At 61.5% G+C, this 26,048-nt stretch carries 24 protein-coding genes and 1 tRNA gene; 23 read left to right on the top strand and 2 right to left on the bottom strand.

Features of this window, described 5'->3' with window-relative positions; translation table 11 throughout:
• Nucleotides 1–99: 99 nt before the first annotated feature.
• From cbiM to DXB86_RS04100, 4 genes are all read left to right on the top strand, one after another.
• The gene (gene cbiM, locus DXB86_RS04115; protein WP_117736239.1) at nucleotides 100–1,182 is read left to right on the top strand and encodes a cobalt transporter CbiM; all 1,083 of its coding nucleotides are present in this window, start codon (nucleotides 100–102) and stop codon (nucleotides 1,180–1,182) included.
• Complete coding sequence (locus DXB86_RS04110; RefSeq protein ID WP_117736238.1) at nucleotides 1,160–1,996, top strand: energy-coupling factor transporter transmembrane component T; 837 nt, start codon at nucleotides 1,160–1,162, stop codon at nucleotides 1,994–1,996. Before cbiM ends, DXB86_RS04110 begins: the two co-directional genes overlap by 23 nt.
• 44 nt (nucleotides 1,997–2,040) lie before the next feature.
• Complete coding sequence (locus DXB86_RS04105) at nucleotides 2,041–2,811, top strand: energy-coupling factor ABC transporter ATP-binding protein (protein ID WP_233504140.1); 771 nt, start codon at nucleotides 2,041–2,043, stop codon at nucleotides 2,809–2,811.
• A 78-nt stretch (nucleotides 2,812–2,889) separates the two neighbouring features.
• On the top strand, nucleotides 2,890–3,738 hold the full coding sequence (locus DXB86_RS04100) for a hypothetical protein (protein ID WP_117736236.1): 849 nt from the start codon (nucleotides 2,890–2,892) through the stop codon (nucleotides 3,736–3,738).
• On the opposite strand, the gene DXB86_RS04095 is transcribed toward DXB86_RS04100, so the two are convergent.
• Nucleotides 3,735–4,808 carry a hypothetical protein gene (locus DXB86_RS04095; RefSeq protein ID WP_147330818.1) on the bottom strand — a complete coding sequence of 358 codons (1,074 nt, stop codon included), beginning with the start codon at nucleotides 4,806–4,808 and terminating at the stop codon, nucleotides 3,735–3,737. The two genes, DXB86_RS04100 and DXB86_RS04095, sit on opposite strands and share 4 nt — an antisense overlap.
• 422 nt (nucleotides 4,809–5,230) lie before the next feature.
• The gene (gene pyk, locus DXB86_RS04090) at nucleotides 5,231–6,691 is read right to left on the bottom strand and encodes a pyruvate kinase (RefSeq protein WP_117637393.1); all 1,461 of its coding nucleotides are present in this window, start codon (nucleotides 6,689–6,691) and stop codon (nucleotides 5,231–5,233) included.
• Nucleotides 6,692–7,133: 442 nt separating this feature from the next.
• On the opposite strand from pyk, the gene DXB86_RS04085 reads away from it, so the two are divergent.
• The 19 genes from DXB86_RS04085 to metG all read left to right on the top strand — a co-directional run bounded on the left by DXB86_RS04085 (nucleotide 7,134) and on the right by metG (nucleotide 25,988).
• Entirely contained in the window at nucleotides 7,134–9,815 is a 2,682-nt protein-coding gene (locus DXB86_RS04085) for a cation-translocating P-type ATPase (protein ID WP_117736234.1), read from the top strand.
• 471 nt (nucleotides 9,816–10,286) lie between these two features.
• Entirely contained in the window at nucleotides 10,287–11,240 is a 954-nt protein-coding gene (gene rsgA, locus DXB86_RS04080; RefSeq protein ID WP_199410985.1) for a ribosome small subunit-dependent GTPase A, read from the top strand.
• Nucleotides 11,241–11,491: 251 nt separating this feature from the next.
• The gene (cpaB, locus tag DXB86_RS04075; protein ID WP_233504139.1) at nucleotides 11,492–12,151 is read left to right on the top strand and encodes a Flp pilus assembly protein CpaB; all 660 of its coding nucleotides are present in this window, start codon (nucleotides 11,492–11,494) and stop codon (nucleotides 12,149–12,151) included.
• Complete coding sequence (locus tag DXB86_RS04070) at nucleotides 12,151–13,800, top strand: P-loop NTPase (protein ID WP_117736232.1); 1,650 nt, start codon at nucleotides 12,151–12,153, stop codon at nucleotides 13,798–13,800. The genes cpaB and DXB86_RS04070 overlap by 1 nt, the downstream gene beginning before the upstream one ends.
• Entirely contained in the window at nucleotides 13,797–15,125 is a 1,329-nt protein-coding gene (locus DXB86_RS04065) for a CpaF family protein (RefSeq protein WP_006235095.1), read from the top strand. The genes DXB86_RS04070 and DXB86_RS04065 overlap by 4 nt, the downstream gene beginning before the upstream one ends.
• Nucleotides 15,098–16,024, top strand: a complete 927-nt coding sequence (locus DXB86_RS04060; protein ID WP_117736231.1) for a type II secretion system F family protein — start codon at nucleotides 15,098–15,100, stop codon at nucleotides 16,022–16,024. The genes DXB86_RS04065 and DXB86_RS04060 overlap by 28 nt, the downstream gene beginning before the upstream one ends.
• On the top strand, nucleotides 16,021–16,662 hold the full coding sequence (locus tag DXB86_RS04055) for a type II secretion system F family protein (protein ID WP_055250542.1): 642 nt from the start codon (nucleotides 16,021–16,023) through the stop codon (nucleotides 16,660–16,662). The genes DXB86_RS04060 and DXB86_RS04055 overlap by 4 nt, the downstream gene beginning before the upstream one ends.
• 10 nt (nucleotides 16,663–16,672) lie before the next feature.
• A complete protein-coding gene (locus DXB86_RS04050; RefSeq protein ID WP_117628991.1) occupies nucleotides 16,673–16,906 on the top strand; it encodes a hypothetical protein in 234 nt (77 codons plus the stop codon).
• The gene (locus tag DXB86_RS09895) at nucleotides 16,870–17,433 is read left to right on the top strand and encodes a hypothetical protein (RefSeq protein WP_147326459.1); all 564 of its coding nucleotides are present in this window, start codon (nucleotides 16,870–16,872) and stop codon (nucleotides 17,431–17,433) included. Before DXB86_RS04050 ends, DXB86_RS09895 begins: the two co-directional genes overlap by 37 nt.
• A gap of 1 nt (nucleotide 17,434) precedes the next feature.
• The gene (locus DXB86_RS09960) at nucleotides 17,435–17,653 is read left to right on the top strand and encodes a hypothetical protein (RefSeq protein WP_158555276.1); all 219 of its coding nucleotides are present in this window, start codon (nucleotides 17,435–17,437) and stop codon (nucleotides 17,651–17,653) included.
• Nucleotides 17,628–18,125: a TadE/TadG family type IV pilus assembly protein gene (locus DXB86_RS04040; RefSeq protein WP_233504138.1), complete on the top strand. Its 498-nt coding sequence runs from the start codon at nucleotides 17,628–17,630 to the stop codon at nucleotides 18,123–18,125. Before DXB86_RS09960 ends, DXB86_RS04040 begins: the two co-directional genes overlap by 26 nt.
• 64 nt (nucleotides 18,126–18,189) lie before the next feature.
• Nucleotides 18,190–20,250, top strand: a complete 2,061-nt coding sequence (locus DXB86_RS04035; RefSeq protein WP_117736229.1) for a hypothetical protein — start codon at nucleotides 18,190–18,192, stop codon at nucleotides 20,248–20,250.
• Complete coding sequence (locus tag DXB86_RS04030; protein ID WP_117736228.1) at nucleotides 20,250–20,726, top strand: hypothetical protein; 477 nt, start codon at nucleotides 20,250–20,252, stop codon at nucleotides 20,724–20,726. Before DXB86_RS04035 ends, DXB86_RS04030 begins: the two co-directional genes overlap by 1 nt.
• A complete protein-coding gene (locus DXB86_RS04025; protein ID WP_233504137.1) occupies nucleotides 20,723–21,082 on the top strand; it encodes a DUF192 domain-containing protein in 360 nt (119 codons plus the stop codon). The genes DXB86_RS04030 and DXB86_RS04025 overlap by 4 nt, the downstream gene beginning before the upstream one ends.
• A 324-nt stretch (nucleotides 21,083–21,406) precedes the next feature.
• Complete coding sequence (locus DXB86_RS04015) at nucleotides 21,407–21,691, top strand: ribbon-helix-helix domain-containing protein (RefSeq protein ID WP_035137167.1); 285 nt, start codon at nucleotides 21,407–21,409, stop codon at nucleotides 21,689–21,691.
• A 123-nt stretch (nucleotides 21,692–21,814) separates the two neighbouring features.
• A tRNA-Phe gene (locus DXB86_RS04010) sits at nucleotides 21,815–21,887 on the top strand.
• Between the two features lie 483 nt (nucleotides 21,888–22,370).
• Nucleotides 22,371–23,432 carry a glycoside hydrolase family 5 protein gene (locus DXB86_RS04005; RefSeq protein ID WP_055309641.1) on the top strand — a complete coding sequence of 354 codons (1,062 nt, stop codon included), beginning with the start codon at nucleotides 22,371–22,373 and terminating at the stop codon, nucleotides 23,430–23,432.
• A 6-nt stretch (nucleotides 23,433–23,438) separates the two neighbouring features.
• The gene (gene rsmI, locus DXB86_RS04000) at nucleotides 23,439–24,317 is read left to right on the top strand and encodes a 16S rRNA (cytidine(1402)-2'-O)-methyltransferase (RefSeq protein ID WP_117736225.1); all 879 of its coding nucleotides are present in this window, start codon (nucleotides 23,439–23,441) and stop codon (nucleotides 24,315–24,317) included.
• Between the two features lie 69 nt (nucleotides 24,318–24,386).
• Nucleotides 24,387–25,988 (top strand): methionine--tRNA ligase, encoded by a 1,602-nt coding sequence (gene metG / locus DXB86_RS03995; protein ID WP_117736224.1) that lies wholly within the window; start codon nucleotides 24,387–24,389, stop codon nucleotides 25,986–25,988.
• Nucleotides 25,989–26,048: the final 60 nt, after the last annotated feature.

Genomic DNA, 26,048 nt, shown 5'->3' with positions numbered 1-26,048 from the left:
TCATAGCCTGCGGCGTGTTACGAATCATCTAGCTCGTAACACTGATGAAATGGTTCAAGCGGCGCTGCAATCCCATGTGCCGGCAACCGGGAGGCGTATATGCACATTCCAGATAACTACCTGTCCCCGCAGACCGATGCCGTTATGGCGGTGGCGATGGTGCCCGTATGGGTTCACTGCATCAAGAAAGTGCGCGCCACGCTCGATCGCGAGCATATGGCCTTTCTGGGTATTTGCGCTGCGTTCTCCTTTTTGCTCATGATGTTTAACGTTCCGCTGCCCGGCGGCACCACAGGCCACGCCGTCGGCGGCGCACTCATCGCGCTGCTGCTGGGCCCCGAGGCCGCGGCTATCGCTGTCTCGGTCGCGCTGGCGCTGCAGGCGCTGCTGTTTGGCGACGGCGGCGTTCTGTCGTTTGGCGCCAACTGCTTTAACATGGCCTTTGTGCTGCCGTTTGTCGCTGCTATCGTGTTCCGTGCGCTCAACAGCCGTCTGCACGACAAGAGCTGGGGCACCTCGGTTTCTGCCATCGTGAGCGGCTGGGTCGGCCTGTGTCTGGCGGCCCTGTGCGCGGCAATCGAGTTTGGTATTCAGCCGATGCTCTTTACCAACGCTTCGGGCGCTCCGCTGTACTGCCCCTTCCCGCTGTCCGTGGCTATTCCGGCCATGTTGATCCCGCATATGCTGGTTGCCGGCGTGATCGAGGGCGTGGCGACGGCCGCCATCTACGGTTTCATTAAGAAGACGGCGCCGAGCATTATCGTCGGGCCCGAGGCCGTCGATGGCCAGCTTGCCGCCGATGGTACCGCCAAGAAGACTTCCCTGATTCCCACGCTCATTCTGGTCGCCGTGCTTGTCGTGGCTACGCCGCTCGGCTTGCTCGCCACCGGTGACGCCTGGGGTGAGTGGGACGCCGAGGGCGCCGCGACCGCCGTTCAGGAGGCTGGCGACGACAGCCTGCAGGCTTCGGTCGGCCTCGATACCCCGACCTTTGCCGACGCCCTGCCCACGGGCGATTATCTGCAGGCCTATTCCGAGGAGCAGGGTCTTGGCTTTGCCGGCCAGGCTGCCATGTATATCCTCTCGGGCGTGATTGGCGTGGCGGTGCTGACCATCGCATTCCGCCTGGTCTCGCTGACGGTCAAGGAAAGCGGTGCTCATGGCAATAGCCGAGCTGCCTAGCTGGCTTACGGTCGAGCAGCGTTACGAGCCCGCGGGGGCTCGGCATCGTGTGATGCAAAAGAATGTCCTGCACCTGGCGAGCCTGCTTGAGCGGGTTCGCCTGGGTGGAGGCGCGCACGAGGGCGGGTCGATGGTCGACCGCGCCCTTTCTTGCGTTTCGGCTCCGGTGCGCCTGTTAGGGATGTTCGTTTGCGTCCTGTGCGTGTGTCTGACGCAAAGCCCGCTGTACCTGATGTTGATGGCGGCGATCGCGTTGGTGCTGGTCGCGGTGCGCCCCGTACGCGGGCTGCGCGCTACCTTTGTGCCGGCGTTGGCTGCCGCGGGGTTTGCCGTGGTTCTGGCGCTGCCTGCCCTGCTGCTGGGTGCTTCTGCCACGGGCGCCATGCTCAAGATTGCACTCAAGACGTTCATTAACGTGTCGCTGGTGCTGGGTGTTTCGTGGACGCTCACCTGGAGCCGCATGTCGGCGGCGCTCAAGATGCTGCATCTACCCGACGAAGTTATCTTTACGTTTGATATGGCGCTCAAACACATCGAGGTGCTGGGACGCACGGCGCACGATCTGTGCGAATCGGTCATGCTGCGCAGCGTGGGTCGTGCACCTGCGGGTTTTTCGCGCACCGACTCGCTGGCGGGTATCATGGGCATGACGTTTATCAAGGCGATGGAATGCAGCCGCGCGATGGACGAGGCTATGCTTTGCCGCGGCTTTGCCGGTGCGTATCCGGCACCCGCGCGCGCCGGGTTTGGCTGGCGTGATGCGGTCTATGCGGCCGTCGTGGTGCTGCTCGCCGTGTTGTGCGCGGTGCTGTAGCGCGGGCGGCCGAGCCGTCGATGTGGATAGGGAAGGGCGACGTTTTGGCAAACGATACGAATGGCGTGATGGGCGCGAGCGGTGCTACTGGCGCCAAGAGCGTGCCGCTCATCGAGTTTCGCGACGTGGTGTTCTCCTATGCGGGGCATACGGTTGTCGATGGTGTGTCGCTGCAGGTCGATCGTGGTGAACTCGTTGCCCTACTCGGTCCCAACGGCTGCGGTAAGACGACGATTATGCGCCTTATCAACGGTCTTGAACTAGCGGACGCGGGTGCGTACCTGTTTGACGGGCACGTGATCGATGCGGCATATCTCAAGGATTCCGCAGCCGCTCAGCGTTTTCATCAGCGCGTGGGCTTTGTGTTCCAGAATGCCGATGCGCAGCTCTTTTGCGCTACGGTGGGCGAGGAGGTCGCGTTTGGTCCCGCGCAGATGGGGCTGCCGGCAGACGAGCTCGAGCGCCGCGTGCGCGATGCCATGGAGCTGTTCCAGGTTGCCGATCTGGTCGATGCCTCGCCCTATCAGCTTTCGGGCGGGCAAAAGAAGCGCGTTGCGCTGGCTGCGGTGGTGTCGATGAACCCCGATATCTTAGTGCTCGATGAGCCCACCAACGGGCTCGATGAGGACTCGTGCCACATCGTAGTCAACTTTTTGCTGGCCTACGTTGCTGCCGGTAAGACGGTTTTGATGAGTACGCACCATCAAGATTTGGTGCGCCGCTTGGGGGCCCGTGCCATCTATATCGATCGATATCACCATGTGGTCGAGGCGCCCGTGCCGTCGTATGGAACCGAAAGCGGTGCTGCGGAATAGTTGCTGCGTAGGGTATGTATGGCCGCCTGTGCGACTCTGCCGTGATGGTATAGTTAACCAGGTTTTATGGGGGTGGCTATGCCAAGTTGGAACATTCATATCGCTCAAACGGAGCGCTTGCTGGCACGTGCTAGCGTGCTTGCCGATAGCGTGCGCGACCGCAATGCCTTTTTGTTTGGCTGCGTGGTTCCGGATATCTTCGTGGGCTATATGGTCCCTGGCATCGCCGATCCCATTCCGTATCGCATTACGCACTTTGCAAAGCCCGAGCCTATCCCTAAGCCGCGCGAGCACGAGTTCTGGGATACCTATGTGGCGCCGCTGCTTAAAGGCGCACCCGCGGGCGAACCTGCTGAGGCTACCTCGATTGTCGAGGAGCGCGAGCGACTGAACCGCGTGCACTATCCTCAGCGCTACAGGGATGCCGAGCCGGTTGTCGGTCCCGGCGCCTGTGAGTTCTCGCTTGCGTCCGAAGATGTGGCGCAGTCGCTGCTCGATTTAACGCTGGGCGTCTGGTCGCATCTGGTGGCCGACACGGTATGGAACACGCGTGTGAACCAGTATCTGGAAGCACACGGCGGCAAGCCGTGCGAGGAATTCCGCATTAAAAAGCAGGGCGATTTTGACTGGTTTGGCAAGACACTGGGCATCGTTTCCATTCCGCGTGCGACCGATCGCCTCTATACCGCTGCGACGCGTTTTGGGCAGTATCCCATCCATAAAGAATATGTGCTCAAGACTATCGGCGTCATGCACGAGATTGTACGCGAAAACCCCGGCGAGCCCGATCATCCGCCGTATCGCCTGCTAACCGAGGAGTTTTTCGATGCAACGTTTACCGAGGTCATCGAGCTGACCGAGGCGGGATTTGCGGCTCGCGTTGCTGCTTCTGACGTTCCCGCAGTCCCCCTGATCGCTAGCTGCTAGCCGGCCGGCTTGACAGTGAATAGCTCAACCCAATCGACAAATAGCTCTTGCCGCAGGGTATCTTCGGCAGTACGCTCCTGTTTGGTCTTTGGGGTGTAGGGAAGCCCGGCCTTTTTATGGATGAGTTCGGCAAGGTTGCCAAAGCTCCTTTTGTCCTTGATCTGGCCATAGGTAATTTGGATGACGTCGTAGCCCATGCTTGTGAGTGCGGTAGTGCGCTCGGCATCGGAGAGACTCGCAGCTTCGCTGTCATGAGCGGAGCGGCCTTGGCATTCCAGAATGACGCCCATGCTGTCGGTGACACTTTCGATGAGGATATCGGCATAACAGCAGGTTTTGTCATACAGCGAACGTGCGGCTTCGCTGAGCGGGATGCGTGCGTTATTGGTGATGCCTATACCCAGACCGCCTTCGTCGCGGGGGAGTGAGACGAGCATGGACGTCTGGACCTCGAAGGGCGAGGCGGTCTGCCCTGCCATGCGTTCGGCGGCCCAGCGGAGCTGCTTAACACCGCGCAGGCCTGCGGCCTGCTTGGCGAACGCGGCGATATCCGCCGCGCTGAGGAGCGGCGCGCGTTTCCACAAGTTGGTGTCATTGCCCTTGGTGTCGACAATACGCTTCCAACCACAGTCGGGCGGAATGAACTTAAGAGATATTGCCTCATCAAGTTGCTGTTGCGTACGTTCGCAGGGCGTAAACACTGCAAATGAGCTGCACATCTCGTAGCAAGCCATGAGTAGCTGGTTGCGGGAGACCTGCGTAGCAAGGCTGAGCAGCGTGAATTCCGGTGAAGTGACATCAAATCCATGTTCAGTCTGCCTAAACGACCCAGGAGGCGGCTCTTGGGTCAGGAGGTGCGATTTAAAGAGGCTTCGCGACCCCGATTGTGCCCGAGTGAATACAAGCCTGTGAAGCGGTGCGTGAAGCAGGTCTTTTACAACTGCATGACTTCCGAGGCCGCAACATCTGCGATCTATATTGCCAAGGCTAATGGCGGGGTAAAGGCCTAATACCTGCGGCGGGATACGGTAATAGTAAAAAGCGGATTGACCGCAGAGCGTCAGGTCCATGACGTCCTCCAGATCGAAATGTGCTTTTGGACCGTGCGATGCCAGCGTCAATTCGGAAGTATGCGGCAAAATCTGAACCCTGTGAGCAGACCTGGCTTTTGAGGCTAGTTTATCAGGCATTTTGTTGTAAAAAAACGGGGTGTGTTCGAAGGTCTCAGAATTTGCCGCATACTTCCGAAAACTAGGTCGATCTGGCTCTTGCTAAAACGATTTATCAGCGTCGGTTAAGGTGTGGGTTTGCCACCGGGCGAACACTTTTAGCGCTTGGGACTTTATTTTTTGGGCCTCGAAGGGTGGATTTCGCGCTTTTGGTAAAGAAATGAGTGCGTGTTTTGCCGTGCGCCGACATTGGCACAGAAAAAGGGCCCGGAAGGCGAAGCCTTCCGGGCCCTTTGCAATGCAAGAATGCTTGCAAGTGCGATTTAGCGCACCTGAGCGACGTAAGCGACGTTGGTCGAGGAGACCTTGTCCTCGAGCTGAACACTCATGCGGGGATCGCCGGCGGTAGCGACGGTCAGATCGCCGGCCTCGACGTAGCCGAGCTCCTTAGCGGTCTCGATCGCCTTGACGATCGTGCCGTTGACGGTGCCCTGGGTAATCTCGGCCTGGTGCGGGATAACGCCCCAGTACATGATCATCTGCTGGACGGCCCACTCGTGGCGGGAGAACGCGCAGATCGGCATGTTGGGACGGAAGTGCGAGATCAGGCGTGCGGTACGACCGGTGGTCGTCGGCACGGTGATGCACTTGGCGCCAACGGTGGTGGCCATGTTCACAGCGGACATACCCACAACGTTGTTGACGACGCGGGTGCCGTGAGCGTCGGCCGGAACCTCGAGCGGAGCGTGGGCCGGGAGGTACTTCTCGGTCTCGAGAGCAATGCTGGCCTGCATCTTAACGGCCTCGACCGGGTACTTACCGGCAGCGGACTCGCCAGAGAGCATAACGGCGTCGGTGCCGTCGTAGATGGCGTTAGCAACGTCGGCAACCTCGGCGCGCGTCGGGCGCGGGTTCTGCTGCATGGAGTCGAGCATCTGCGTAGCGGTGATAACGGGCTTGTAGGCCGCGTTGCACTTGGCGATGATCTCCTTCTGGATGTGCGGAACGAGCTCGGGCTTGATCTCGATACCCAGGTCGCCACGGGCGACCATGATGCCGTCGGAAGCCTCGAGGATCTCGTCGAAGTTCTCGACGCCCAGGGCGCACTCGATCTTCGGGAAGATCGTCACGTGCTCGCCACCGTTCTCGCGGCAAAGCTTGCGGATGCCGCGGACGGACTCGCCGTCACGGATGAAGGAAGCGGCGATGTAGTCGATGTTCTCGGTCAGGCCAAAGAGGATGTCCTGACGATCGCGCTCGGTGATGGCGGGCAGCGAGATGTTGACGTTGGGCATGTTGACGCCCTTGCGCTCGCCGATCAGGCCGTCGTTCTTAACGACGCAGGTCATGTCCTGGCCGCTGACGGACTCGACCTCGAGGGCAACCAGGCCGTCATCGATCAGGATGAGGGAGCCCTTCTCGACCTCGGAAGGCAGAGCCAGGTAGTCGAGGGAGATGTGCTCAGCGGTGCCGTGGAAATCCTCGGACGTGGGCTGAGCGGTGACGACGATCTTATCGCCGGTCTTGACGGCAACCTTCTTGCCGTCGACCAGAAGGCCGGTGCGGACCTCGGGGCCCTTGGTGTCGAGCAGGATGCCGACAGGCAGACCGAGCTCCTTGGAAATACGGCGGACGCGCTCGATGCGACCGTGGTGCTCGTCGTAGGAGCCGTGCGAGAAGTTAAAACGGGCGACGTTCATGCCCGCCTTGATCATCTCGCGGATGGTCTCGTCGCTATCGCAGGCGGGACCCATGGTGCATACAATCTTAGTGCGCTTGTACATTCAGACCTCCATCTGACATCGTCTTGCGCTGATAGATAAACCATAAGAAATAAAACCGAGATGATTATAACGAAATGCCGACCGAATACCCCAAAAAATCGACCGTATGCCGAAATGGAAGTTCATTTTTTGCGGGAAAAACGGTATATGAAAAATCTTTACCAACCACTCCAACCGCTGCTATCTGGGAGATATGTCAGTTTGGCGATGTGCCGAAGAAAAAACGTTTTACCAATGTTGAGCATCACACGGTCTGCACCGTTGCGTGCGGACCATATTTCCAAACCGATTGTTTTGGCTAGACGCGTCGCTTTGGGGTACCATAGCTCCACTATCAACTGCCGCTCAGCACGGCAGCCTTGATGAGCCCTTGCCCTTCTCCTGGGAATTATGATCGGGCATCAATCTGCTGAGTGGCCCGAATCCCAGGAGGGGACTCTATATGCAAAAGGAATACCTGTCCGCCGCGGCGGAGGTGCTCAGCGACCAAGGTGTCGATGAGAACCTCGGCCTGAGCAACGACGAGGCGTCTTCGCGCCTCGCCAAGACAGGCCCTAACAAGCTCGAGGAAGCCGAGAAGACACCGCTGTGGAAGCGTTTCTTTGAGCAGATGGCCGACCCCATGGTCATCATGCTGATCGTTGCCGCCGTCATCAGTGCGCTCACGGGCATGGTCAAGGGCGAGCCCGACTTTGCCGATGTTGCCATCATCATGTTCGTCGTTATCGTCAACTCGGTGCTGGGCGTGGTCCAGGAAGCCAAGAGCGAGGAGGCCCTCGAGGCCCTGCAGGAGATGAGTGCGGCGCAGTCCAAGGTGCTGCGCGACGGCAAGCTCGTGCACCTGCCGAGCGCCGAGCTCGTGCCCGGCGACGTGATCATGCTCGAGGCGGGCGACTCCGTCCCGGCCGACTGCCGCGTGCTCGAGAGCGCCACGATGAAGATCGAAGAGGCCGCGCTCACCGGCGAGTCCGTGCCCGTAGAGAAGCACGCCAACGTGATCGAGCTCGCTGCGGGCACCGATGACGTGCCGCTCGGCGACCGTAAGAACATGTGCTATATGGGCTCCACCGTCGTGTACGGCCGTGGTCGCGCCGTCGTGGTCGGCACCGGCATGAACACCGAGATGGGCAAGATCGCCGGCGCCCTGGCCGAGGCCAAGGAAGAGCTCACGCCGTTGCAAGTGAAGCTCGCCGAGCTCAGCCGCATCCTTACCATTATGGTTATCGTCATCTGCGTCGTCATCTTTGGCGTTGATATCATCCGCCACGGCGTGGGCAACGTTCTTACCGACCCGACCGCCCTGCTCGATACCTTTATGGTCGCCGTCTCGCTCGCCGTCGCTGCCATCCCCGAGGGCCTGGTCGCCGTCGTGACCATCGTGCTATCGCTTGGCGTGACCAAGATGGCTAAGCGCCAGGCAATCATCCGCAAGCTCTCTGCCGTCGAGACTCTCGGCTGCACGCAGACCATCTGCTCCGACAAGACCGGTACCCTTACCCAAAACAAGATGACCGTCGTCAAGCACGAGCTCGCTGCGCCCAAGGAGAAGTTCCTGGCCGGCATGGCGCTGTGCTCCGATGCTCAGTGGGACGAGGAGCTGGGCGAGGCCGTGGGCGAGCCGACTGAGTGCGCGCTCGTCAACGACGCCGGCAAGGCGGGCCTCACTGGCCTGACTGCCGAGCATCCGCGCGTGGGCGAGGCCCCGTTTGACTCGGGCCGCAAGATGATGTCCGTGGTCGTCGAGACCCTGGATGGCGAGTACGAGCAGTACACCAAGGGTGCGCCCGACGTGGTGATCGGCCTGTGCACCCATATCTACGAGGGCGATAAGGTCGTCCCCCTGACCGAGGAACGCCGCGCCGAGCTCGTGGCGGCCAACAAGGCCATGGCCGACGAGGCCCTGCGCGTACTGGCGCTGGCAAGCCGCACCTACACCGAGGTTCCCGACGACTGCAGCCCCGCTGCGCTCGAGCATGACCTGGTCTTCTGTGGCCTGTCCGGCATGATCGACCCGGTCCGTCCCGAGGTGGCCGACGCTATCCACGAGGCGCACGACGCCGGTATCCGCACCGTCATGATCACGGGCGACCACATCGACACCGCCGTGGCCATCGCCAAGCAGCTGGGCATCGTCACCGATCGCAGCCATGCCATCACCGGTGCCGACCTCGATCGCATGAGCGACGAGGAACTCGACGCGCATATCGAGGACTACGGCGTGTACGCCCGCGTCCAGCCCGAGCACAAGACCCGCATCGTCGAGGCTTGGAAGTCGCGCGACCAGATCGTGGCCATGACGGGCGACGGCGTCAACGACGCCCCGTCAATCAAACGCGCCGACATCGGCGTGGGTATGGGCATCACCGGCACCGACGTCACCAAGAACGTTGCCGACATGGTGCTCGCCGACGACAACTTCGCCACCATCATCGGTGCCTGCGAAGAGGGTCGTCGCATCTATGACAACATCCGCAAGGTCATCCAGTTCCTGCTTTCGGCCAACCTTGCCGAGGTGTTCTCGGTGTTTATCGCCACGCTCATCGGCTTTACTATCTTCCAGCCGGTGCAGCTGCTGTGGGTGAACCTGGTCACCGACTGCTTTCCCGCGCTCGCGTTGGGCATGGAGGATGCCGAGGGCGATATCATGAAACGCAAGCCGCGCAACGCCAAGGACGGCGTCTTTGCCGGCAACATGGGTCTGGACTGCGTGGTCCAGGGCCTGATCATCACCGTGCTGGTGCTGGCGAGCTTCTTTGTGGGCGTGTACTTTGACATGGGCTACATCCACATCGCCGATATGATCGCCGGCAATGCCGACGAGGAAGGCGTGATGATGGCGTTCATCACGCTCAACATGGTCGAGATTTTCCACTGCTTCAATATGCGCAGCCGTCGTGCGTCGCTGTTTAGCATGAAGAAGCAGAACAAGTGGCTGTGGGCATCTGCTGCGCTGGCGCTGGTGCTGACGGTGATCGTAACCGTACAGCCGACGCTTGCCGAGATGTTCTTTGGACCTGTGACGCTTGAGCTCAAGGGTGTTCTTGCCGCGCTGGGGCTGGCCTTCCTGATCATCCCGCTGATGGAGATCTACAAGGCGATCATGCGCGCTGTGGAGAAGGAGTAGATTAACCTGTCCGGGCCCGCCCCACGCCCTTTCTCCCTCACTGGTCCTCGCGCTTTGCGCTGCGGGATCGTTCGGGAGAAAGGGCTTCCGGGGCGGGCCCTGCGGTGACTCTGCTGGCTTTCCTCGCGCGGATGATAAAGGCTGGGGGAAAGTGTGTGAGCCGGTCGAGCGTTTGCTCGACCGGCTCTTTTTGTGGGAAAATACCTGCTCAGTTTTGATTTTTGGTGCTGGGAGGCGCTTGTGGGCAAGGCTAGGGCTAAGGCGAAGAAAAAGACGACGGGGGCGCGGGCTAAGCGCGATCGTCGTCGGAAGCTCGCGACCGAGGCTCCCGCACCTGCTGAGGAGCTGCTGGCAAGCGTGCCGGGACTCGACGCGCTGCAGGACGTTCCGGCGTTCGATGACCTGCCGGTCGATGGGGCTCAGCAGGCTGCCTTCGATGATTTTTGTGCCCAGGCCGAGGAGCCCGAGCAGATGCAGCTTGGCGCCGTGGTGCGCTTGGATCGCGGGTTTCCACTGGTGGCGACTGCCGATGACACGTTTCGTGCCGAGCATGCTGTGGGGTTTGCCAAGTCACGCGGCGAGGACGAGGTCCTGCTGCCTGCCGTGGGCGATCGTGTGGCGGTGCGCCGCGCTCCCGGGCACGATATGGGCGTGATTGAGTGCGTGCTGCCGCGCCGTACGAGCTTTGAGCGTTGGCGCGGCCGTGCCCGCGGAGAGCGCCAGGTGCTCTGCTCCAACGTGGATAGCGTGCTAATCGTGCAGGCGCTCGGTGCCGGCGAGGTGCTGCTCGACCGCGTGGCGCGCTCGCTGGTGTTGGCGCTCGACTGCGATGCCGAACCGGTGGTGGTACTCACCAAAGCTGACCGTTGCGATGCTGAGGAGCTCGAGCGCGATCTGGACCGTGTGCGCCGCCTGGTGGGTCCGGACGTGCGCGTAATCGTGACATCTTCTGCCGAGGGCCGTGGTTTGGATGAGGTACGCGCCTGCGTGCCCGCCGGGAGCTGCGCCATGATCTTGGGCGAATCGGGTGCTGGCAAGTCGACGCTGCTCAACGCGCTGTTGGGCCACGATACGTTGGCTACCGGCGGCGTGCGTGAGCGCGATGACCAGGGTCGCCACACCACGGTCGCGCGCGTGATGGTGGCGCTGCCGGGCGAAGCCGGCGTTATTGCCGACGCGCCGGGCCTGCGCAGTTTGCCGCTCGTGGGGCATGAGCGGGGCTTGGCACGCGCGTTTCCCGAGATTGTCGAGGCATCGCGCGCGTGCCGGTTTGGCGATTGCACGCATACCCATGAGCCGGGTTGCGCCGTTCGCGAGGCCGAGGACGCCGGGCAGATCGATAGCCTGCGTCTGGAAACGTTCCAAAACCTGGCGTTATCCATGCGCGTGAGTGCTCAAATGCTCGATCCCGATGTCCATCTGTAATTGATTTTTCCTATGACAGCCGTTTCCCAACTGTTCGGGAGACGGCTTTTTGCTGCGGAAAAGCCTCGAAACATGCAGTTTGCTGACGTGCTGACCAAAACCTTGCCACGAGCTTGACGGGCTGGTCAGCTTTTGGTCAGCGATTGGTTTGACATCGAAAACCAAGATTGCGATTGCGCCGCTTTGCACTCTGACCGCCCAGACAATGGTGGTACGGGCATTCGCCCGGCACTGCCATGAGAGGAGCGGCCGTGAACAAGAGCAAGCGCATCGCCATCAGTCTGGTCGCGGGCGTGCTCGCTGCTCTGCTCTGCATGGTTTACGGCTCATCGATCCGCTCACAAGTCGAACAGGTCCAGGCTGAGACCTTGGCCAAGTACGGTGGCGATCGCGTCGAGGTATGCGTCGCGGCGCGCGATATCGATGTGGGCGAGACCCTCGATGAGACCAATGTCATAACCCAGGAATGGCTGACGAGCCTGCTGCCGCGTGACGCGGCGACCGAGCTGCGCCAGGTGCGCGGCGACGTGACGACTTCGCGTATTCCCAAAAACGCCGTGATCTGCAATGTCTACACCAAGGCCGAGAGCCGCAAGCTCGAGGTGCCTAAGGGCAAGGTCGCCGTTTCGGTGGCGGTCGATGCCGAGCACTCGGTCGGCGGTGCTACGGGCGTGGGCAGCTACGTGGATGTGTATGTGCAAAAAGACGGCGTAACCGATCGGCTGTGCGGCGCGTACGTGATCGATACCAGTGAGGATTCCGGTGCCACGCGCGAGGGCAAGATCGAATGGGTGACGCTGGCGGCTGACCCCGAAGACGTCAAGGAACTGCTGGGAGCCTCGGGCAAGGGAACGGTCAGCTTGACGATTCCCGCCACGGCGCGCGGCAAAAAGAGCGGAGGCGACGAGTGATGAAGGCGATCTGGCTTGCGTGCTGCGCGTGCGGCGATTACGGGCTGTTGCAGCGGGAAGTCGAGGGCCGTGATGCGGGTGCACAGGTGCTTCGCGTGGGTGACCTGGACGGGCTGGTTTCCATGGCGCGGGCGTTTCCGTCGCGCCGCGGGGCTGCCATCATCGCGGCGTCTCTGTTTGATACCGAAGATGTGCGCAAGACTGTTGCGCGCCTGACGGCCGAAGGCCGCGTGAGTCGCGTGGTCGTGTTGATAGAAGCGCTCGATCCGTCGGATATCGAGGGGCTGTTTCGCGCGGGGGCGACCGAGGTCATCGCTGCACACAGTATATGCGGCAACGGGCGCGCGGGCGAGGGAGCGGTTGATTCCGATCGGCGCATGACGATTGAGCCCGATGCTTTTGTTGATAGGGAACCCGGGGCGCCTCGCGCTACAAGAGGCCCGCGTGTTGATGATTATGGAAAAGCGGAAGCCGAGCATGGTCGGCGCCCCCGGAACCCCCTTGTATACGATGACGCTGGAGGGCCGGCGCAGCATGCTGGCGACTCCCCGGCAGTAGATATGGGATACGTGCACGGCGTGAATCTGGCGGATGAACTCGACGAAGTTGAGGGCCTTGCCGGGTGCGGCGAGTTGTCGCTGATGCAGCATGAGCAGATTGCGCAGAACGAGCCTGCCTCGCAGACCGAACAAGCAGCCATGCCGGCTTGGACGCAGCACGTGGTTGCGGCGGGGGAGACGGGGACGCTGTCACCGACGCCCGCCCCGCCGCCTCCGATGCCGCCGGCAGACGCTACCGCTCCGCCGCATCGAGCTCCAGTCATCTGCGCTATTTCGGGTTCGGGCGGTTGCGGCAAGTCGACGATCGTTGCCACCATGGCACACACATCGTCGCTGTTGGGCTTGCGTGCCGCCGTGCTCGACCTGGACCTGATGTTTGGAAACCTTTACGACTTGTTAGGCGTCGATGCTCCGCGCGATATGGCGGCACTTATCGAGCCGTCGGCGGCGGGCATGCTCACCGAGCCGGATATCGTAGCCGCTTCGATGCGCGTGGCGCCGGGCGTTACGCTCTGGGGTCCCGTCGCGGCGCCCGAGCAAGCCGAGCTCATGGCACGTCCGGTGGAGCTACTGCTTGATGTTCTGCGTCGCGAATCCGACGTGGTCTTTATCGATACCTCGGTCTTTTGGGGCGATGCCGTGGCGGCTGCGGTGGCGGCGAGCGACCGTTGCCTGGTCGTTGGCGATGCGGCGGTGTCGTCCGCGGCATCGGCATCGCGCGTCATTGAACTGGCAGGTCGAGTAGGTGTGCCGCGCACGCGCATGAGCGCCGTGTTCAACCGGTTCGGTGCGCGCGGGGCAGACGAGGACGTCGCCATGCGCTTTGAGATTGCCTGTGCGTTAAGCTCCAAGATTCGTATCGCCGATGGCGGGCAGGATCTCGCCGCGCTCATGGCGTTTGGGCGCGCTGACGAGGCAGTGGGGCAGACCAGCGCTTTTGCGACTAGCGTGCGCGAGGCCACGCGCGAGATGCTCGTGGAACTGGGGTGCGCCGTCGGCCCTTGGAGCGATATGGTCGCCGACCGTGCAACGCGTACCGAACGCCCGCGTATCCGCCTTCCCTGGTTGCGCGAGGGTGATCAGCGATGAGCCTGCAAACGAGGATTAAGGCTGCCGGCGCTGCAGCGGCGGCAGCGCCTGTAGATGCGGGGCGTCGCCGCGCGGTGAAACGACGCACCAAGCGCGCCGTGATGGACCGCATGGGTTACGACGAAGTGGCGCGTATCAGCGCCTATATCGACCCGGCACTTGCCCGCTCGGAATTGCGTCCTGCGGTGGAGGCGGCGCTCAATGTTGAGGAGCCGACCGATCTCGCGACGCCCGAGCGCGAAACCATCATCGACGAGATTTTGGATGACGTGGTGGGCTTGGGGCCGTTGCAGCCGCTCATCGAGGACGACACCGTTACCGAGATCATGATCAACGGCTGCCGCTCGGCTTTCTTTGAACGCGGCGGCGTCTTGTACCCCATCGAGCATGCGTTTGAGGATGATGAGCAGATCCGTGTGCTTATCGACCGCATTATCTCGCCACTTGGCCGCCGTATCGACGAGCGCAGCCCCATCGTCAACGCCCGCCTCAAAACGGGCTATCGCGTCAACGCGGTGATTCCGCCTGTGGCGATTGACGGACCGATTCTCACCATCCGAAAGTTCTCGGACCGTATCTGCTCGCTGGACGAGCTCGTGGGGTTGGGATCGCTGCCGCTTTGGTATGCGCAGCTGCTGTCGTGTGCGGTGTCGCTGCGACAGGACCTGGCGGTTGCGGGAGGCACGGGATCTGGTAAGACCACCCTGCTCAACGCGTTGTCATGTGAGATTTCCACCGGCGAGCGCATCGTGACGATCGAGGACTCTGCCGAGCTCAAGTTTGCGCATCATCCGCACGTGGTGCGCCTAGAGGCGCGCGAGGCTTCAATTGAAGGCGAGGGCGCGGTGACGATCCGCGACCTGGTGACTAATGCCCTGCGCATGCGCCCCGACCGCATCGTGGTGGGCGAGGTGCGCGGTGCCGAGTGCTGCGACATGTTGCAGGCCATGAACACGGGCCACGACGGGTCGCTCACCACGCTTCATGCGGGTTCAGAACAGGAGACCGTGGTGCGTCTGACGTTGCTTGCACGTTATGGCATCGATCTGCCGAGCGAGCTCATCGAGGAGCAGATTGCCATGGCACTCGACGGTATCGTGATGTCCGAGCGCCACGCCGATGGCAGGCGCTTCGTCTCCTCGTATTCGGGGGTGCGACGCGCCGCATCGGGCGGCGTAGAGCTCGAGCGCTATGTGACGTTCGATGCCGCCGAGCGCACCTGGACGCTTGACCGCGAGCCGCCGTTTATCGCAGAAGGCCTGCGGTCGGGGACGCTCACACAAGAGGAGGTGGACGAATGGAGATCGCTGTGCCCCTCGTCGTAGGGGGCTTGGCAGGGCTTTCTGTCGCGACGGCGTGCGGGGCGGAACCTCGTGTGCCGCAGGTACCGCCGGCGGAGCTGGCACGTCAGGCGCTCGAAACGGTGGCAGAGAAGCTGCCGCGTGAGCTGGTGGAAAACGATCTGCTGAAAAAGATCGCCCGTTCGTGGGCATCGCTGGCTCCGGCGCATCGCCTTGGCCTCGTGATCGAAGATGCTTCGGGACGTTTGGCGTTTCTGCTGCTATCGAGCGGTGTCTGCTGCGTTTTACTAACGATGGTGTCGTTATCGCCCCTCGGATTTGCCTTGGGACTTGTTGCTCCGTTTGCCGTTGGTGCCGCTCGGGATGGCTTTGAGAGCCGGCGCGAGCAACACGATGCAGAAGAGGCAATGCCCGAGGCGTTTACCGCACTTTCCATGTCGCTTGCCTCGGGACATTCGCTGGCCCAGGGCATGCGCTTTGTGGGCGCTCATGCGCAAGAGCCAGTGCATACCGAGTTTTTGCGGGTGGCGGCGGCGATCGATTGCGGCATCTCGGCGACCGACGCGCTCGATGACTTGCTCGTGCGTATCGACGCCCCCGGTCTTTCGCTTGTGACCTTGGCGCTTAAGGTGTCTCAGCGCACCGGCGCTCCGCTTGCCGACTTACTGTCCGAGGCGTCGAGCATGGTGGGGGAGCGCATTGAGCTCAAGCGCCGCCTGGATGTTAAGACGTCGCAGGCTCGCATGTCTGCGCATATGGTCGCGGCGATGCCGGCGGGCATGTGCGCGGTGTTGGCGCTGCTTTCGGCAGATTTTCGTCGCGGTCTTGCGACGCCTGCCGGCGCGGGCGCTGTGGTGCTGGGTCTTGCCCTCAACGCCGTTGCCCTGGTGGTTATCCGGCGCATTATGCGGGTGGAGCTATGAGCGCCCCGGTTGCAGTTGCGGCTTGCCTGTGCGCCCTGAGTGTATTTGTCGCGACGGGTTTGGATCGGGCGGATGCACGCAAGATCGCAGGGGCCTGCAAGCGCGAGGCGGTGCTGGTCGCTGCCGCGGGTCGCTCGGTGGTCGATGCTCTGACCGCGCGAGTGAAGGGCGCGGTTGGAGCGGGCGGCCCGGCGCGAGTGTCGCTCGGCGAAGTGTCCGAGATGATCGATGTTGTGCGCTTGGGTCTTTCGGCCGGTCTTTCGTTTGATGCGGCGCTTGAGATTTTCTGCGCCAACCGCCGGTCAGTGCTGGCTCTTCGCCTTGAGCGCGCCTGCATGGCGTGGCAGGTGGGCGTGGGCACGCGTGAGGACGAGTTGTTGGCCGCCGCGCGCGACCTGGACGTGCGAGCGCTCGAGACCTTTGCCATCACGGTGGGGCAGGCGCTCGCCCTGGGTGCCCCACTTGCCGAGACGCTGGCCGCTCAAAGTCGCGAGATCCGTGCGGCTCATCGCGCCGCGGTCGAGCGCGAGATCGAGCGTGCGCCCGTCAAGCTGCTGATTCCCACCGGCACGCTCATCTTGCCGGCGTTGCTTCTGTCCATATTGGGCCCGCTGCTGGGAGCAGGCGGGATGATGTAGGGAGGAATACATGAACACGATGACTGACACTGCTGGCAAGGTGCAGGGCTGGGCGTTTTGCCGGGCGGCACATGTTCGTCAGCGCGCCAAGGAACTATTGCAGGAGGAGAGTGCGCAGGGTACCACCGAGTATGCCATCTTGGTCGGCGTGCTCGTGGTGATCGCGATTATCGCCATCGTCGCATTTAAGGGCAAGGTCCAAGATCTATGGAACGCTATCAGCGAGGGCATCAACAGCCTGTAGAGGGCGAGCGCCCCGTCGGGGTGCTGCTGGTGTTTGCTTGCCTGACCGTGGCGATAGCGGCGGTGCTTTGGGGGCTTAACGCCGCGCGGCAGCAGCGTCCTGGGACCGCCTCCGATTTGGGCTCAGATTCGGCGGTGGCGTCTCAAAAAGATGAGATGCGAGATGCGGACGATTCGGATGTCGCTGTCACGGCGCAAACCTTTCTGCGGACGCTCGACAAGCGGTCTGGCACTGCGACGGATTCGCCTGGGGGCAACGCGATTGTGGTCCGGCTTGCATGGTCCGAGGACCGACCGATGACCGAAGCGGCGGCGGATATGCTGCGTTCCTATCGCGAGGTACCCACGGCGCAACTTGCTCTGAGCGGCTATCTCGACATCAAGGGAAACGTGTGGGGCGCCATCGTGCGTGACGGACGCGGCTGGGTCGATATGGTGACGGTTGCTGCGGATACTGGCGATGCTTCGTGTCGTCTGCGCGCCGTGCGCCTGGTCCCGCAAACAATAAGCTCAAAGGAGGGGTCGTGAAATGCATGGCGTTCTGCGTGAGGAGGTTGCCCAAGCGACTGTGGAATACGCCATCGTCACGGTGGCGCTGTTATCGATCGTGCTGGCGATTGCGGGACTTTGGCGTGCTGGCACCGATGGGCGCTTGGCGGCGCTGGTCGAGCGGGCGGCGTCTCACGGCGTCACCTCGACATCGGTTGTCGACGCTGCTGCGGGTGCTAAGGACATCGCGCTGTATTGATATCGCGCGCGAGGACCGGGCGCAGTCTACGGTCGAGGCCGCTTTTTTGCTGCCGACGTTTCTGACGCTCATCCTTCTCGCACTGCAACCGGTGTGCCTGCTCTATACGCGCGCGGTCATGGAGTCTGCCGCCGCCGAGACCGCGCGGCTCATGACCACGACGACGGCGGAGGACGACGATCTTAAGGAGTTCACCCGCCGCCGGCTTGCCGCAGTGCCCAACGTTTCGATTTTTCATGCCGGCGGGCCGCTGTCGTGGGATATCGAGCTTGGCCGGGCCGGTGCGGGTGGCGTCTCGTCCGTGTCCGTTTCCGGCGAGGTCAAGCCGTTGCCCGTGATCGGTGCGTTTGCGCAGGCTATGGGTGGTACCGCCGAGGGCGGCTACGTTGAGCTCAAGGTCGATGTCTCGTATCAATCGCGTCCCGAATGGCTGGAGGGAGATTATGATTCGTGGATTGCTACATGGGATTAAGCGTTTCTGGTCTAGACGCGTTTTGACGCGCCGTCCGAGTTGCCATTGCAAGCGAGGTGGCTTTATGGGTCGAGCCGGTGTCGATCTGTTTATCGAAGACGGTGCCTATACCACGCTTTCTTCTGCCGTGGTCATCCTAGTGGTGCTCACATTGTTGTTTTCGTCGACCGCGGCGATATGGAGCATGTCGCGTGCCGGGGACACCCAGGTGGCGGCTGATAGCGGCGCGCTGGCGGGTGCCAACGTGGTGTCGTCCTATCACACGGCTGCCACGGTGGTTGATGCGAGTATCTTGAGTCTGGGGCTGGCGGGGTTTGCCACGATCGGGACGGGCCTGGTCGCCATCCTCATCCCGGGTGCCGAGCCGGTTGCCGGCAATATGGTCGACACCGGGATCGAGATCATTAAAACGCGCAACAAGTTTGCCAAAAGCGCATCGGAAGGCTTACAGAAAATCGAGACGGCTCTGCCGTATCTGATCGCCGCGCGTGCCACGCAGGCGGTGTCGGCGCAGGATACCGATAGTGTGACCTATACCGGTACGGCGCTTGCCGTGCCCAGGACATCCGAGTCGGACTTCGCTGCGATCAAAGGGTCAGAGATCTCGACCGATACCATTAAAGACACATCAGATGATTTAGAGCGTGCGGCCGAGGAGCTGCGGAAGGCTTCTGAGGACACGGCGAAGGCTAAAGAGCGTGCTTGGCTGGCGGATTGTGGTGGGTCTGACAAGGGCTCGGTCGGCAGCTGTTCTTGCATGTGGGAGCGCGCGAAAAGCCTAACGGATCTCTCCGGTGTTCAAAATCCGCATTACTCATCGAGCGTTACGTGGGAGCCTCAAGTTGCCCTTGATCGCGCGAAGGACTACTACCATTGGCGTCTGACAAATGAGAAGCCCCAGGGCTCGAGTGTCGAGATGAAGGCAGAGTCTGCGGCGCGTAAGGCGTTTTATACCTATGCGAACGCGGAGGTCGATCGGGCATATATAACCGAGAACGGAGACAGGGTTTCCTCCTATATTCCGCTGCTGCCGCGCAACTCTGATGAGGTTCGGGCGACGGAACTCTATACCGATGCGGTGTGGCCGACTAGCGTGAACGATGACAAGGCGTATCTGCATTACGGGACGACCTGCCCTAACTATAAGAAAGGGACGCCGAGCGGATTTGCTTCGGTTGCCGATTACGATGGACAGGATAAATGCAGCAAATGCCATTTTGGCGTTTTGTCGCTTGGTGCTGTTGCGGCGCCTTCAACCTCTATCGAAAACGGCTTCGAGTATCACTTTGACAAGTTTAAAGACGCCCTGGAGGACTACGTCGACTGTCGCAACAAGGAGCTCGAGCTCGAGCGTCAGACCGAGGACGAAGCCGACCGTGCGGGCAATGCGTTCGATACCGCCATCAAAGAACTTTCCGGTGAGCGCCCGCGTATCGCTCCGCCCGGTCGCAACGGCGTGGTTGCCTTTGCGGTTTCGGGTGCCATCTCGAGCTCCGATGAACTCAACTCTTCGTTTAACACGGCAGTCAGACTTGGCGATCGCGGTGCCATCTCTGCCGCGGTGCTGGCGCCCGATGGGGCGACGGCGCAAAACAACGTGCTTTCGCGATTTTTCTCGACATTGAAGGAACGCTCGGGCGGCGTTGCCGGCGTGCTCGACGGCGTCATGGATGTCTGGGGACGGCTGCTTGTGGGATACGGAGACATCCAAGGTTCGGCCGACGAACTTATGGACGAGATGATTAAAGGCCTAGGAGGGGGCAGCGGCGCGTTGGGCTCCATTGCATCGTGGCTCGGCGATACCGTTTCGGCGTCCGTGGCGGCGCTGGGTTTGGAACCGTGCGACTTGCGCCTGCGAAAGCCGGTGCTGACTGATTCCGCCAACGTCATTAAGAGCCCGGGGTCTGACATTGCTGGCCTCTCTCAAGCGCAAGACAAACTGCGAAGTATTCCGTTGGGCGTGACCGATCCCAAGGCGCTTTGCGAGGCGTTGGAATATCAAGTCGAACGCACCATTAGCGGTACGGTGTTCACGCTTGCGGAGATTCCTCTGCCCGGCGGCGGCTCCATCCCGCTCACCGTCGATGTCGCCACGCTGGTTGGCGCTCTGGGCGGTGGGTCGTAATGAGTATCCGCATGCGTCTGCGCGAGGAGCACGCCCAAGCGACGGTGGAGATGGCAGTGGTTACGCCCGTTTTGCTGGTGCTGGCACTCATCGTGTACAACGTCATGATCTTTGCCAGTGCTGTCGCGCGCTTCGACCGCGTGGTGCCCGACATCGTGTTGGCGCACGCCGTGGCGTCGGAGGGGGAGGGCGACGAAAGCTCTGTCGATGCCTCGGCGACGGTCCAGACTCAAATTCTGAATGCCATGGAAGGCTATGACTTGCAGATCGAAGTGTCGAGCGAGCAAGGCGCGGAGGCATCGGATGGTGGTCTGCTCTCCCTATCCGGTACGTTTAGGACCTACACCTGCACCATGCACTATGAGCCGTGGCCGACTTCTCTCAGCATCGCTGGCGTTCCGCTGGGGGCGCCGACAACGTTGTCGCACGAGCGCGCGGTGACGGTCGATCCATGGCGTCCGGGGGTGGTCATGTGACCGCGGTCTCGTCCTACATCGCCTACGCGCGGGCACTCAACAGGCTGGGTTGGACGCCGGCCGAGTTTGCGGTGGCGGAGTCGTTTGTCGTGCGCCTGCGCGGCATGCTGGGACGGCGTCCGGTTGCCGCCAACGGCTTGCCGCTCGTCATGGCGTTTCCACGCTGCTCTTCGGTCCATACGTGTTTTATGGCCTATCCCATCGACATCGCCTTCATCGATCGCGACGGCAATATCCTCGCGCGCTACGAAAACGTATGTCCCTGGCGTATGTGCTCCTGCCCCGGCGCCTGGGCCGCACTAGAGCGCTCTTCAATCATTGTTTCGACCCCTGCTCTCCAACGCGTGCCGGCTTAAGAATTGGCGACAGCGGACTTTCGTCATACGAAATTGGGTAAGATGGAGGAGAAGATGCATGGATGTTGAGATCCATCCCAACGCTAAAAAGCACCTGACAGAAAAGCAGGTGCTAAGCGCTTGGCTTGCGGTTACTGAGTGCATTCGTCGCGAGTCGAAGGACGAGCCGCCGAGATGGCTTGCGATTGGATGGCTCCCAGACGGACGAAGCGTGGAGCTTGTCGCGGTCGAGCTTGTCCGTGGGTGGCTTATCATTCATGCCTTGTCTCCAGTCCAGAAGAAATTTTGGCAGGAGATTGAACAGGCTCGGCAAAGGGGTCGATGATGGGCAAGACGTATACGGCCGCTAATGGTCAGGTTGTAACGGATGAAATGATTGACGCGTGGTGCGAGTCGTACGAGCGCGGAGAGTTTCCGGATGGCGAACACACCGTTGGTGGGATCGTGCATGGACGGCCCCCACTCTCAGGTGAGGGGACGGCAACGCTGTCGGTCAAGATTCCTCTGGGAATGAAGGAGGCCATTCGTCGACGGGCGGCTGCCGAGGGGATGACGCCAAGTGAGTTTGCCCGTGCGGCTCTGAGCGAAAAACTTCTTGCTGCCGGCTGATGCCTCTGACGTGCCGATTTAAAGAACCGAGGCTGTGCTCAAAAACTTTTTTGAAATTCTCGGTTGACCGGAACGCGTCCTTGGTTATACTAATCAAGCCTTGAAACAAGGCACACCTCAAATGGCTGGGTAGCTCAGTTGGTAGAGCAGAGGACTGAAAATCCTCGTGTCAGGGGTTCGATTCCCTTCCCCGCCACCTTGAATTGACTAGGACCTCTGCAAAGGGGTCCTTTTCTTTTATGTAGCCCTCGCACGGAATCGAACCCCGTGAGGGCGCGGAGCTGAGTAAACGCGTAAGCGTTTGCCAGCGCAGCTCGCAAGGCGCGTAAGCGCCGCAGCGGTCCGTCCGCGCAGCGCGCGGACGCGATTCCCTTCCCCGCCACCTTGAATTGACTAGGACCTCTGCAAAGGGGTCCTTTTCTTTTATGTAGGGTTCTGCGGAAACTGCGTCCCAGAATAAGGGCTCAGAACGGGACACACTTTCCGGTGCCTGCCTCCGGCGCGCGTACACACCTCGTCGCACCATTCCGAGTCCGTCTGCTCCCAGACATTCCTCCCACTTTCGCGTCACTTTGCAGACCGTTCGGTCGCCTGTCCGCACACGCGGGTATACTCAAAACGATACTTATCCTACGCAATACGATGCGGGTTCGACCTGCATGATCCGAAGGGGGCAGTGATGGAGAGGATACTCGGCGTTAATCTCTCTGGCTGGTTTATTCCCGAGCCTTGGGTGACCCCGTCGCTGTACGCGGCGACCGGTGCATCCAACGCGGCTGAGCTACAGGAGGCCATGGGTACCGCCGCCTATAACGAGCGCATGCGCCGCCATTACGAGACGTTTGTGAGCGAGGACGATTTTCGCCGCATGGCGCAGATCGGTCTCAATGCCGTGCGTCTGCCGGTGCCCTGGTATGCCTTTGGCTCACAGGAGTCCGATGCCTCCTACATATCGGTTGTCGATTACATCGACCGCGCAATTGAGTGGGCTGCCAAGTACGACATCCGCGTGCTGCTCGATCTGGCAACCGTGCCCGGTGGCCAGGGCGATTCCAACGATTCGCCCACCACGCCGGAGGCTGTTGCCGAGTGGCATTCGTCCACCAACGGCCGTCATGTCGCACTCGACGTGCTCGAGCGCTTGGCCGATCGCTATGGCGAGGCCGAGAGCCTGCTGGGCATTGAGCTGCTGGACACGCCGCAGATGAGCGTTCGCAAGAGCCTCTTCACCATGACGGATGGCATTCCTGCTCACTACCTGCGCAATTTCTATCGCGATGCCTACGAGCTCGTCCGTTCGTATATGCCCGAGGATAAGATCGTCGTCTTCTCGTCGTCGGGGCATCCCAGCGAGTGGAAGCATTTTATGCGCGGCGCCAAGTACAAGAACGTCTACATGGACCTTCACCTGTACCATTACCGCGACGAGTATGCGCTCGACATCACGAGCCCTCGCGGGCTGACGACGGCGATTTCGCGTAACAAGCGCGAGCTTAAAGAAGCGATTTCGACTGGGTTCCCCGTGCTGGTGGGCGAATGGTCGGGCGCGGCGATCTTTGCCAACTCGTCGGTTACGCCCGAGGGCCGCAATGCCTACGAGCGCGTGTTTATCGCCAACCAGCTGGCTTCGTTTGCGCCGGCTGCCGGTTGGTTCTTCCAAACGTGGAAGACCGAGAAGCGCATTGCAGCATGGGACGCCCGCGCGGCGCTCGGTACGCTCGAGCGCGGCATGATTGAATAGGTTGATATGACGCAAAACAGCGCCCATACGGGCAAACTCTATGTGGTCGGCACGCCCATCGGCAACCTGGGTGACCTGTCCCCGCGCGTTGGCGAGGCCTTTGCCGCTGCCGATGTCATCTGCTGCGAAGACACGCGTGTGACGTCAAAGCTGCTGATGCACCTGGGCATTTCCAAGCCGCTTGTCCGTTGCGACGAGAATGTGATCGCTAGCCGCGCTGCCGGCCTGGTCGACCGTCTGCTGGCGGGGGAGACCCTCGCCTTTGCCTCGGACGCCGGCATGCCGAGCGTGTCCGATCCCGGCCAGGCGCTGATCGAGGCGGCGCGTGAGGCCGATGTGCCCGTCGAAGTTATTCCTGGGCCCTCTGCTTGCGTCACGGCGCTTGTTTCGTCCGGCATTCCCTGCGAGCATTTTTTCTTCGAGGGCTTTTTGGGCCGAAAGCACGGCGACCGTGTGCGCCGTTTGCAGCGCCTTGCCGTGGTGCCCGGCGCACTCATCTTCTACGAGTCTCCACATCGCATCGTGGCGACGCTCGAGGCCGTGGCGGAGGTCTTTCCCCAGCGTGAGGTTGCCGTCTGCCGCGAGCTCACCAAGCTGCACGAGGAGGTCTTGCGCGGGCCCGCTGACCAGCTTGCCGAGGAGCTGCGTGCTCGCGGCGAGGTAAGGGGCGAGATTGCGCTGGTCATCGCGCCGCCGAGCGAGGATGAGGAGGCCGGTATCGTGCCGGTTGGCGCCGCGGCAGCGGATCCCGACGAGGCCCTGCGCGAGGATATCCGCGCCGCGCTCGAGGAGGGGGAGCCCGCGTCTGCGGTGGCCAAGCGCCTGTCTCAGAAGTATTCGCGCCGCAAGCGCGATGTCTATGCCATAGTGCTCGATATGCAATAGATGGAGGATATCCAGCCCTTGCGCTAGAATCATCCTCTGTATGCAACGTTTTTCTGGAGGACAAACCCCATGGATCAAAGCAAGCCTTCGTTCTTTATCACGACGCCCATCTACTACGTCAACGCCGATCCGCACCTGGGCACGGCTTATTCCACCATCATCGCCGACGTTCAGGCTCGCTATCGCCGTTCCGCCGGCTATAACGTCAAGTTCCTGACCGGCATGGACGAGCATGGCGAGAAGGTCGCCGAGGCCGCAGCCAAGCATGGCATGACGCCGCAGGAGTGGACCGACAGCCAGGCTCCGCACTTCAAGGAGCTTTGGAGCAAGCTCGAGATCTCCAACGACGACTTCATCCGCACCACCGAGCCGCGCCAGCATCATGCCGTGCAGTACCTGTGGGAGCGCATGAAGGAGTCCGGCTATCTGTATAAGGGCAGCTACGACGGTTGGTATTGCGTGCCTGACGAGACCTACTTCACCGATACGCAGGTCCAGAAGGGCGACGAGGAGTACGGCAGCGTTGGCCAGCACCTGTGCCCCGACTGCCACCGTCCGCTTGAGCGCGTGCAGGAGGAGTCCTACTTCTTTAAGCTTTCCGCCTTCCAGGACAAGCTTCTCAAGCTCTATGACGAGCACCCCGACTTTGTCGAGCCTGCGTTCCGTATGAACGAGGTACGCAGCTTTGTCGAGGGCGGCCTTAACGACCTTTCCGTGAGCCGTACGAGCTTTGACTGGGGCATTCAGGTCCCGTTTGACGAGGGTCACGTGACCTACGTGTGGTTCGATGCGTTGCTCAACTATATGACGGCCGTCGGCTACGGTGTCGACACCGACGAGGCCCGTGCCGAGCTGGCCTATCGCTGGCCCGCGCAGTTCCACATCGTGGGTAAGGACATCATCCGCTTCCACTGCGTCATTTGGCCCGCGATGCTCATGGCCATCGGCGAGGCCCTGCCCGAGCACGTCTTTGCCCACGGCTTCCTGACCGTGCGCAATGCCGAGACCGGTAAGGCCGAGAAGATGTCCAAGAGCCGCGGCAACGCCATCGCTCCGCAGGACGTTATCGACATGCTGGGCGTCGAGGGCTATCGCTATTACTTTATGACCGACGTGGTCCCCGGCACCGACGGCGCCATCAGCTTCGATCGCATGGAGCAGGTCTACAACGCCGATCTGGCCAACAGCTGGGGCAACCTCATTTCGCGCTCGCTCAACATGAGCGCAAAGTACTTTGACGGCTGCGCCCCGGCTAAACCGGCGTCTGCCGACGCGTTCGATAACCCGCTGGCAAAGATTGCCGACGGTTTGGTCGAGCGCTACATGGCCAAGATGGACATGCTCGATTACGGCGGAGCCAAGGATGAGGTCATGGAGCTCATCCATGCCGCCAACCACTACATCGAGGACTCCGAGCCCTGGGCGCTTGCCAAGGACGAGGCCAAGGCTGACGAGCTGGCATTTGTGATTTACAACCTGCTCGAGGCCATCCGCATCGCCGCTCACCTGCTGATGCCGCTCATGCCTCAGACCTCTGCTGAGGCCCTGCGCCGCCTGTCCTGTGAGGGCGAGGCCGCGAGCGACGACCTCAAGGGCATTTGCACTTGGGGCCTGCTTGCTGGTGGTCAGCCCGTCGAGAAGGGCGATCCGCTGTTCCCGCGTCTGGCGTAGAGACCGCGCGAGCGCCATATCGGCAATTTGCTGTTTAGCTGTAAGGGCATGGCCGCCACG

This window comes from Collinsella sp. OM06-18AC (assembly GCF_003438785.1).
In the GTDB taxonomy this organism is placed as follows: domain Bacteria; phylum Actinomycetota; class Coriobacteriia; order Coriobacteriales; family Coriobacteriaceae; genus Collinsella.
Note: the sequence above shows the minus strand (reverse complement) of the source record. Positions and strands in the feature narration are given on the sequence as shown.